7 protein-coding genes are annotated in these 7,654 nt (G+C 50.0%); 6 read left to right on the forward strand and 1 reads right to left on the reverse strand.

All coding sequences use genetic code 11. From position 1 onward, the window contains the following. The first annotated feature begins 10 nt into the window (after nucleotides 1-10). Genes Q5705_11635 through Q5705_11645 form a run of 3 tightly spaced genes read left to right on the forward strand, consistent with a single transcriptional unit; the run spans nucleotide 11 to nucleotide 3,088 of the window. The gene (locus tag Q5705_11635) at nucleotides 11-2,020 is read left to right on the forward strand and encodes an FUSC family protein (protein ID WLI79019.1); all 2,010 of its coding nucleotides are present in this window, start codon (nucleotides 11-13) and stop codon (nucleotides 2,018-2,020) included. Continuing rightward, nucleotides 2,013-2,228, forward strand: a complete 216-nt coding sequence (locus Q5705_11640; GenBank protein WLI75252.1) for a DUF1656 domain-containing protein — start codon at nucleotides 2,013-2,015, stop codon at nucleotides 2,226-2,228. Before Q5705_11635 ends, Q5705_11640 begins: the two co-directional genes overlap by 8 nt. Next, nucleotides 2,225-3,088 carry an HlyD family secretion protein gene (locus tag Q5705_11645; GenBank protein ID WLI75253.1) on the forward strand — a complete coding sequence of 288 codons (864 nt, stop codon included), beginning with the start codon at nucleotides 2,225-2,227 and terminating at the stop codon, nucleotides 3,086-3,088. The genes Q5705_11640 and Q5705_11645 overlap by 4 nt, the downstream gene beginning before the upstream one ends. A gap of 153 nt (nucleotides 3,089-3,241) precedes the next feature. Here the strand turns inward: Q5705_11645 and Q5705_11650 are convergent, their stop codons facing one another. Next, nucleotides 3,242-4,003 carry a DeoR/GlpR family DNA-binding transcription regulator gene (locus Q5705_11650; GenBank protein WLI75254.1) on the reverse strand — a complete coding sequence of 254 codons (762 nt, stop codon included), beginning with the start codon at nucleotides 4,001-4,003 and terminating at the stop codon, nucleotides 3,242-3,244. A 202-nt stretch (nucleotides 4,004-4,205) separates the two neighbouring features. Between Q5705_11650 and Q5705_11655 the strand changes: the two genes are divergently transcribed. From Q5705_11655 to Q5705_11665, 3 genes are read left to right on the forward strand one after another with little or no spacing between them, the layout of a single operon-like run. Further along, on the forward strand, nucleotides 4,206-5,219 hold the full coding sequence (locus Q5705_11655; protein ID WLI75255.1) for an SIS domain-containing protein: 1,014 nt from the start codon (nucleotides 4,206-4,208) through the stop codon (nucleotides 5,217-5,219). Next, nucleotides 5,216-6,136, forward strand: coding sequence for an ROK family protein (locus tag Q5705_11660; GenBank protein ID WLI75256.1), 921 nt, complete (start codon nucleotides 5,216-5,218; stop codon nucleotides 6,134-6,136). Before Q5705_11655 ends, Q5705_11660 begins: the two co-directional genes overlap by 4 nt. 25 nt (nucleotides 6,137-6,161) lie before the next feature. Further along, nucleotides 6,162-7,580 carry a sugar porter family MFS transporter gene (locus tag Q5705_11665; protein WLI75257.1) on the forward strand — a complete coding sequence of 473 codons (1,419 nt, stop codon included), beginning with the start codon at nucleotides 6,162-6,164 and terminating at the stop codon, nucleotides 7,578-7,580. Nucleotides 7,581-7,654 lie beyond the last annotated feature (74 nt).

Genomic DNA, 7,654 nt, shown 5'->3' on the forward strand with positions numbered 1-7,654 from the left:
CTTCCGTTTTATGCGGGCAATATATGTCGTGTTCCGCCGTGCAGGCGCAGCGCTGGCTTCATCCCGCTTGCTAAGCGATGCCAATGCCTTGCTGTATTCCATCAAGAGTTTTGCCGCCGCGATGCTCGCGTATTACATCGCCTTATCGATAGGCCTTGAAAAGCCGTCCTGGGCAATTATTACCGTTTATATTGTCTCGCAAACCTCGGTTGGCGCGTCAGTGAGCAGAAGCGTCTATCGCCTGGCCGGAACGGTCATTGGCGCAGGGGCGACGGTGTTGATTGTACCCACGTTCGTGAATATGCCTCTCTTTTGCAGTGTAGTACTCACCGGCTGGATCACTTTTTGTCTGTACCTGTCCCTGCTTGAACGCACGCCGCGCGCGTATGCCTTTGTATTAGCCGGTTACACCGCGAGCCTGATTGGCTTTCCCGCAGTATTTGAGCCCGGTGCGATATTTGATACCGCCATTACGCGGGTGGAGGAGATCGCGATTGGTATCCTCTGCGCAGCGCTTATTCACCGGTATGTGTTGCCAAAGCGCATCTCCGGGTTGTTCAACAGCAAGATAGCGGAAACGCTGCGCTCAGCGCGCCAGCGGGTGGCGGACACGTTAGCAGGCAGGCCTGATGAGGCCTCAGGAAACCTGCGGCTGGCGCTGGCGTTGCAGTTCCTGGAAGGCATAAGCCACCATATTCCCTACGATTTTGCGCTCTCCGCCCCTGCCCGCAACGCCAGAAAACTTATCCATGACAAGCTGGCGCGATTGTTAATCGTGAACTGTGAATTACGCGATCGCATGCAGATGATAACGACGCTACCTGCCGACATGCAGAGGCTGCTGGAAGATGTGCTGCACTGGCTTACCTGTGAAGATGAAGGGGAGCGAAAAACAACGGCAGCCACGCTGAAAGCGCGCAGTGAGGCGTTAACGGCACAATTCGCGTCAAAACCGCTGACGTTTGAAGACGCGCTGCAAGCGAGCTTTACCCGCCACCTGACGGAGGCAATCACCCTCCTGGCGCAATGCGAGCGCCTTTCTGAAGCGCTCCATCACGCGAAACCGGTGCAGATGCAAGCGGTGAAAGGCTACGTTTTTCATCGCGATCGCCTTACTGCGGCACGCACTGCGCTCGGCGCGTTCGTCATCATACTGAGCGGCTGCCTGCTCTGGATTTACTCTGCCTGGCCTGATGGCGGCACGGCGGTTTCTATTCTTGGGGTCTGTTGCACGCTGTTTGGCAGTTTCGACACCCCGGCCCCGCACATTATCAAATATATTGTCGGTTCCGTCTGGGGCGTGCTGATAAGCCTGATCTACAGCTTTGCCCTTCTTCCCCAGGTAACCGAGTTTTCTGTGCTGGTTGCGGTTCTTGCACCGGTATATCTGCTGGCCGGATCGCTACAGGCGCGACCGCCCACCACCTTTATGGCGATGGGGATCACGCTGACGCTGCCTATTTTGTGCGAGTTAGGCGCCCACTACAGCGGGGACTTCGCCGTGGCTGTCAACACCGCCGTTGCATTATTCTCCGCGACCGGTTTTGCGGTGATCAGTATGGGTTTGCTGCAAACGGTGCAGGCGGACTCTGCCATAAACCGCCTGCTACGCATTTGCAGGCGCGACATCAGGCGCAGCGTGAAAGGCGTTTTTGCACCCGACGAAGTGCACTGGACGAACCTGATGATCGACAGAACCGCGCTGTTACTGCCGCGCTTACAGCGGAGCGAGCAAGCATCAGGGCAGGCGCTTGACCAGATGTTGCATTATCTGCGTATTGGCCTCTCCATCATGCACTTACGCCGTTTTGATACGCCGACCGGCAGTGAAAAAGCCAAAGACATTAACGCGTTACTTACTCTGCTCACCCGCGAGCCAGATACCGCACTCTTACGCCAGCGTATTGAATCCCTGATTGGCATTTATACGGCGCATGAACAATCGCGCCTGTTCATCGACAGACTGATTGATCTGCACTGCGCATTACGAGAACCGCATACGGGGCAAGCTGATGATTAATGACGTCAATATCGGTGGGGTTTTCTTCCCCGGCCTGCTGGTTATCGCGCTTGTTGCCCTGTTTTGCACGCTGTTATTCGTGCCTCTTCTTACTTTTAGTAGACGCTATCGTCGTTTGCCTTGTCGCCCATTGCTGGGTTTCTCACTCTATGTTGTTACCTTTTTCCTGCTGATGCAGGGTTTGAACGCGCTGGGGTTATTCGCATGAAATCATTTCTCTCGTTGTTAAGCCGCTATGCGCTTACGTTAAGCGCCGTCGTGGTCGCCACTCTGCTGGCTTTTATGATGTGGAAACATTATGCGCAGCAGCCCTGGACCCGGGATGGCCGGGTGCGTGCTGATGTGGTGCAGATTGCGCCTGATGTTTCCGGGCCAGTCAACAGTGTGGCGGTAAAGGATAATCAGTGGGTTAATCGTGGCGATGTCCTCTATGCGATAGATGCGCACTGGTTGAAGCTGGCGGTGACCAGCGCACAAGCGGACGTCGAGGCTCAACGTCACGAGATGGTAATGCGCCAGGATGCGGCCAGACGACGCGCTCAGATCAAAGGCGTTATTTCGAAAGAAGATTTGCAACAAACAGACAGTGCGGCAAGCGTTGCGGTGGCAAATTACCACCGGGCGCTGGCCGAACTGGAACTGGCGCAGCTCAATTTATCCCACGCCACCGTTCGCTCACCGGTCGCGGGCTATGTCACGCACCTCCGGCTTCGCCCCGGTGACTATGCAACCGCCGGCGTGACAAAAGTTGCCATTATCGATGCGAACAGTTTCTGGATTGTTGGCTATTTTGAGGAGACGAAGCTGCGCCATATTCGGGTGGGGAATACTGCACAGATCGCGCTGATGGGATTTGAGCCTGTGCTAACCGGCCATGTGGAAAGCATCGGCCACGGTATCGGTGACAGCAATGACGAGACCGGCGGGCTTGGCCTGCCAGATGTCAACCCCACCTTTAACTGGGTGCGGCTTGCGCAGCGAGTACCGGTACGCATTCATATTGATACATTACCCGAGGGGGTTGAGTTAGTGGCAGGGCTGTCCGCGAGTGTCTCGCTTGTGCCTTAGCAGAGCTATTTTTTTTGCCACGAACACGGAATATGGGCGTCACTTTTTCACAGAGCCCGACAAGCCAGGCTATTGATGACTGTCCTGCCGCATGTTGCGAAAGCGCCTTGCTTCGCGCTGAAAGGTGGGACAGCCCTCAACAAAGCATGCCCCTCACCCAACGGCGTATTTCAATTTGCCGCCATATAAAGCGCCAGCCTTATCTTTTTTCTTCATGTCTGTAATGATCATGTCGATATCCTTGATATCGCAAACATGTGAAAGCGCCCGATAACCTAATTTTGACGTATCCGCTAGCACCACACGCGTTGTTGCCGCATTGAGAATCGCTTTCTTCGTCGGTAGTTCAATCGCGTTGACATTCGTAATACCTGCTTCGGGGTGGACACCTTCAGCCCCGAGGAATGCCCAGTCTGCATGTACTTCACTGAACTTTCTTGTTGCGTCGGGACCAACCAACGTATAGGCGTTTCCCACAACTACCCCACCCGTCACGTTCAGATTGATAGCCGGATACTGGCTGAGCAGCATCGCAATGTTGAGATCATTGGTAATCACCGTCAGATCTTTTTTGTATATCAGACACGCGGCAAGTTCATAAACTGTCGAGCCATTATCCAGAATAACCGAGTCACCATCCGCTATTAGCGACGCCGCATATTTGCCAATAGCCGACTTCTGCTCGTGATTTCGTCCACGCCGGATGCTGTAAGGCGTATCTTGTCCTTCCGATGAAAGCACAGGCAACACGCCGCCATGGGTCCTGACAATTTTTTGCGCCTTTTCCAGATGCATCAAATCTCTTCTGATTGTTGAGCTATCCACTTCAAAAACATCTGCCAGTTGATTGGCGTTCAGATAACCATTTGAAACCAACATAGAAAGGATCTTTTTCCGTCTTTCTTGCGCAAGCATTTTCTTCCCTCTCACGGATACGTGCAAACAATGATAGCTCTCATATCTTTATAAATAAGATTATATTCAGTAAGTTATACACACAACCTTCGTTATAAGTAAAAAATGATAGCACTTCACATTAAACGAAAACGTGCATTGACATGCACGATATCGTGCATGTAGGTTGTAGGTGAATATCTAACCAGACAACGAGAGTGCTATGAAAACTCCATACGAAAGCGACATTGCAATGCAACCCGAGGCTATTCTGGCGCAGCTGGAAACGCCCCTACCGGAAGCATTAAAAGCCATTAAATTAACCAGTTATGACCGAATTATTCTCACTGGCATGGGTTCGTCAGATTATGGTTTGATTCCTGTCGAACGTACGCTGATTGCCAAAGGTTATCCGGTATGGAGAGTGGATGCTGGTCGTCTTCTGGATATGCCAACGCTGGTGACAGAAAACACGCTTTTGTGGGCGACATCACAATCTGGCATGAGCGGTGAGATTGTTGCCCTGCTTGAAAAAGGCATTCGTCCCCGCACGCTGATTGGCTTAACCAACGATCCACAAAGCGAACTGGGTAAAAAAGCAGACATTCTTATTGCCCTCAACAGCGGCGATGAGGCAACCGTTAGCTCAAAAAGCTATCTCAATACCTTAATTGCCAGCCACAGAACACTGGCTGTTTTGCTGGGCGAGGACGAGAAACCAGTTTGTAACACGGTAAAAAGTGTTGTTCCTGTTATCCGTTCGCTGATTATCGCTAATCAGTACATTGCGGGAATGGCGGAATCCTTGTTCAGCCATGCACGCCCTCGCGTTGCCTACATTGGCACCGGCTCATTTGCATCAAGCGCGCTGACCGGCGCACTGATCACCAAAGAAGCCTCAAAAGTCAGCGCGGAAGGGTTTATTGGCGGAGAGTTCCGCCACGGTCCGCTGGAAACCTCCGGTAAAGGCATGCTCGCCATCCTGCTCGGAAAACCCGGCGATGAAACACTCAAGCGCCTTGCGACGGAAATGCAAGCCAATGGAACAACGGTCGTCACCATCGGTGAAGCCAGTTATGCCGGTTCGACGCTGTTATCAGTACCTGAAGGCGATGAACTGTGTCAGTTACTCTGCGGCTTCGTTTATATCGAGCATTTAACCGTGGAACTGGCCAGACAAAATGGTTTCGTTCCGGGGCAGTTCCTCTACGGGCAAAAAATTACGGTGGCGGTATGACAGAGCTTATCAACACGGTAAAAGCAGGTGTCGATCTTGGGGGAACCGGCACCCGTATTATCATTCAGGGTGAAAGTGGAACGCTGAATACAAAAACCATCCCAACGGCTTTATTTAACAATGTCGAACAAAACGCGCGTTCTGCACTTCTGGCTTCTCATATTCTCGCGCTAATACCGGAGGGTATGAAACTCGTAAGTTTAGGAATCGGCGCAAGTGGGCCGGTAGATACCACTTCAGGGATTATTAATAATAAAGATACGCTTGAGTGTTTCTCATTTTTCCCGTTAGTGAGTGAACTGCAAAAATTACTTAACGTTAAGGTGAGTATTGATAACGATGCAGTCGCAGCTGTGTTAGGCGAATATTATTTTGGCGTAGGTAAAAACAGTAAGCGGCTATTAATGGTGACACTCGGAACGGGAATTGGCGTGGCATTACTTGATAATGGCAAACCTTTTCGCACGAGCGATGGGCAACATCCTGAGGCAGGGCATATTCCCGTATCAGGTAATCCTAATACTTGTTATTGCGGTTTACGGGGATGCTGGGAGATGCTCGCCTCGCGAAGCTGGCTTCAACAAAATCTTGAAGCACTGCTGCCGGAGTATCCTTTTGAAAAGAATGACATCCAATTTTATAAATCGATGGCAGAGGAAAGAGAGGACGTGGCGAATATCTTTCATCGTTATGGCAATTATCTCGGTAGAGGGCTTGTCACTTTATTAACGTTATACGGTCCGGATCTCACTATTCTCAGTGGAAGTGCGGCTCATTATTACCCGCTATTCAGAACAGGATTAGAAGAGTCACTCACACGTGCAGATGCCTATGCTATTAACATAAAAGTAGTGCCCTCAGAATTAGGTGATACTGCTGGCGCGCTTGGGGCGATAGTTATTCCTGCACTTAGCTAATGATATATAACAGACAGGGGGCATCATGGGACAATTAAAAAAAAGAGCAGTCTCAAATCTTCATCACGGCACAAAAATCAGTATTTTTATTATTCTTTCAGTCATTATATCTTCCGTCGGAGGAATTATATTTGGCTATGACACGGGTATTATCGGCGGTGTAATCCCGCTAATTGGTAAAGAGTTTCACATTAACGATTTGATGCAGGGTATCGTTGTCAGCATGTCACTGCTTGGTGCCATGATTGGTTCTCTTGCTGCGGGCCCACTTGCAGATAAGTATGGGCGAAAAGTGAACCTCCTCGCTGCGGGGCTCTGCTTTGCCGCAGGCGCGGCTGTATCAGGTTTTAGTCATCAAATTGAGTTACTTATCTTTGCGCGTATTCTTCAGGGTATTGGTGTCGGCGCGTCATCTGTTCTTGTTCCTGTTTATATTGCCGAGCTGTCGCCTGCTAAAATCCGTGGCGTATTAGTCACTTCGTTCCAGTTGATGATTACCGTTGGGATCGTCATGGCATATGGTGTAAATATGGTGGCCGATAGCCATGCTGAATGGCGTATGCCGGTCGGCATCGCCGGAATATTAGGCGTTATTCTGGCAATTGGAGTGATGTTTGTCACTGAGTCGCCACGCTGGCTCATTGCCACAAACCGCAGAGATTTAGCAAAGCGGACATTAAAAAAATTAAGAGGAACGGATGACGTTGAAGAAGAAATTAATGAAACTCAACGGTTGAATGCGATTGAAAATGTGGATATGCGCTGGGGCGATCTTTTTCGTGGGCATGTCAGACCGATGATTGCTATTGGCGTTTTAGTGGCATTTTTCTCAAACGCCTGCGGTATTAATCTGGTTATCTATTTTGCCCCTCAAATTCTTCAGTCCAGCGGTTTTACCTCTTCTGCTTCATGGATAGGAACATTTGGTCTGGGAATAACAAACGTCCTGTTTACTATTGTCGGGATGCTGATAATAGAGAAAGTTGGCAGACGTCCATTATTAATATTTGGCGCCATTGGTCTGACGATAAGTCTGGCGATCCTTGCGGTTATTTTCTCAATACCTGCGTTCCCGGGCAGCAACTGGATTGCTTTTAGTTCACTCGTTTTTTATATCATCATGTACGCGGTCAGTCCGGGCATGCTGGGCTTCCTGATAATTTCAGAAATCTCACCTTTACGGGCCAGAGCAAAAGCGACGAGTTTATCAATATTTGTTATTTTCACGACCAACCTGGTTATTGCCATTTTCTCGCTTCCCATGTTGAATGGATTAGGAGCCTCAGCAACATTCTGGATATTCTCAGGAATCTGTGTTGCCTACACAATATTCAGCTTCTTCGTCCCGGAAACGGGTGGAAAAACTCTTGAAGAAGTCGAGATGTATTTCAAGAATAGAAGGCTGGATAATAAAACTGAGGTTTTAGAAAAAGCCAACACGTAAGTAAACGCTAATATCGCAGGCAGTTTTTACTTGTTAGCCCTGGTCTTATGATCAGGGCTAATTATTTAAAAAAA

This window comes from Kosakonia sp. H02 (assembly GCA_030704225.1).
Classification (GTDB): Bacteria; Pseudomonadota; Gammaproteobacteria; order Enterobacterales; family Enterobacteriaceae; genus Kosakonia.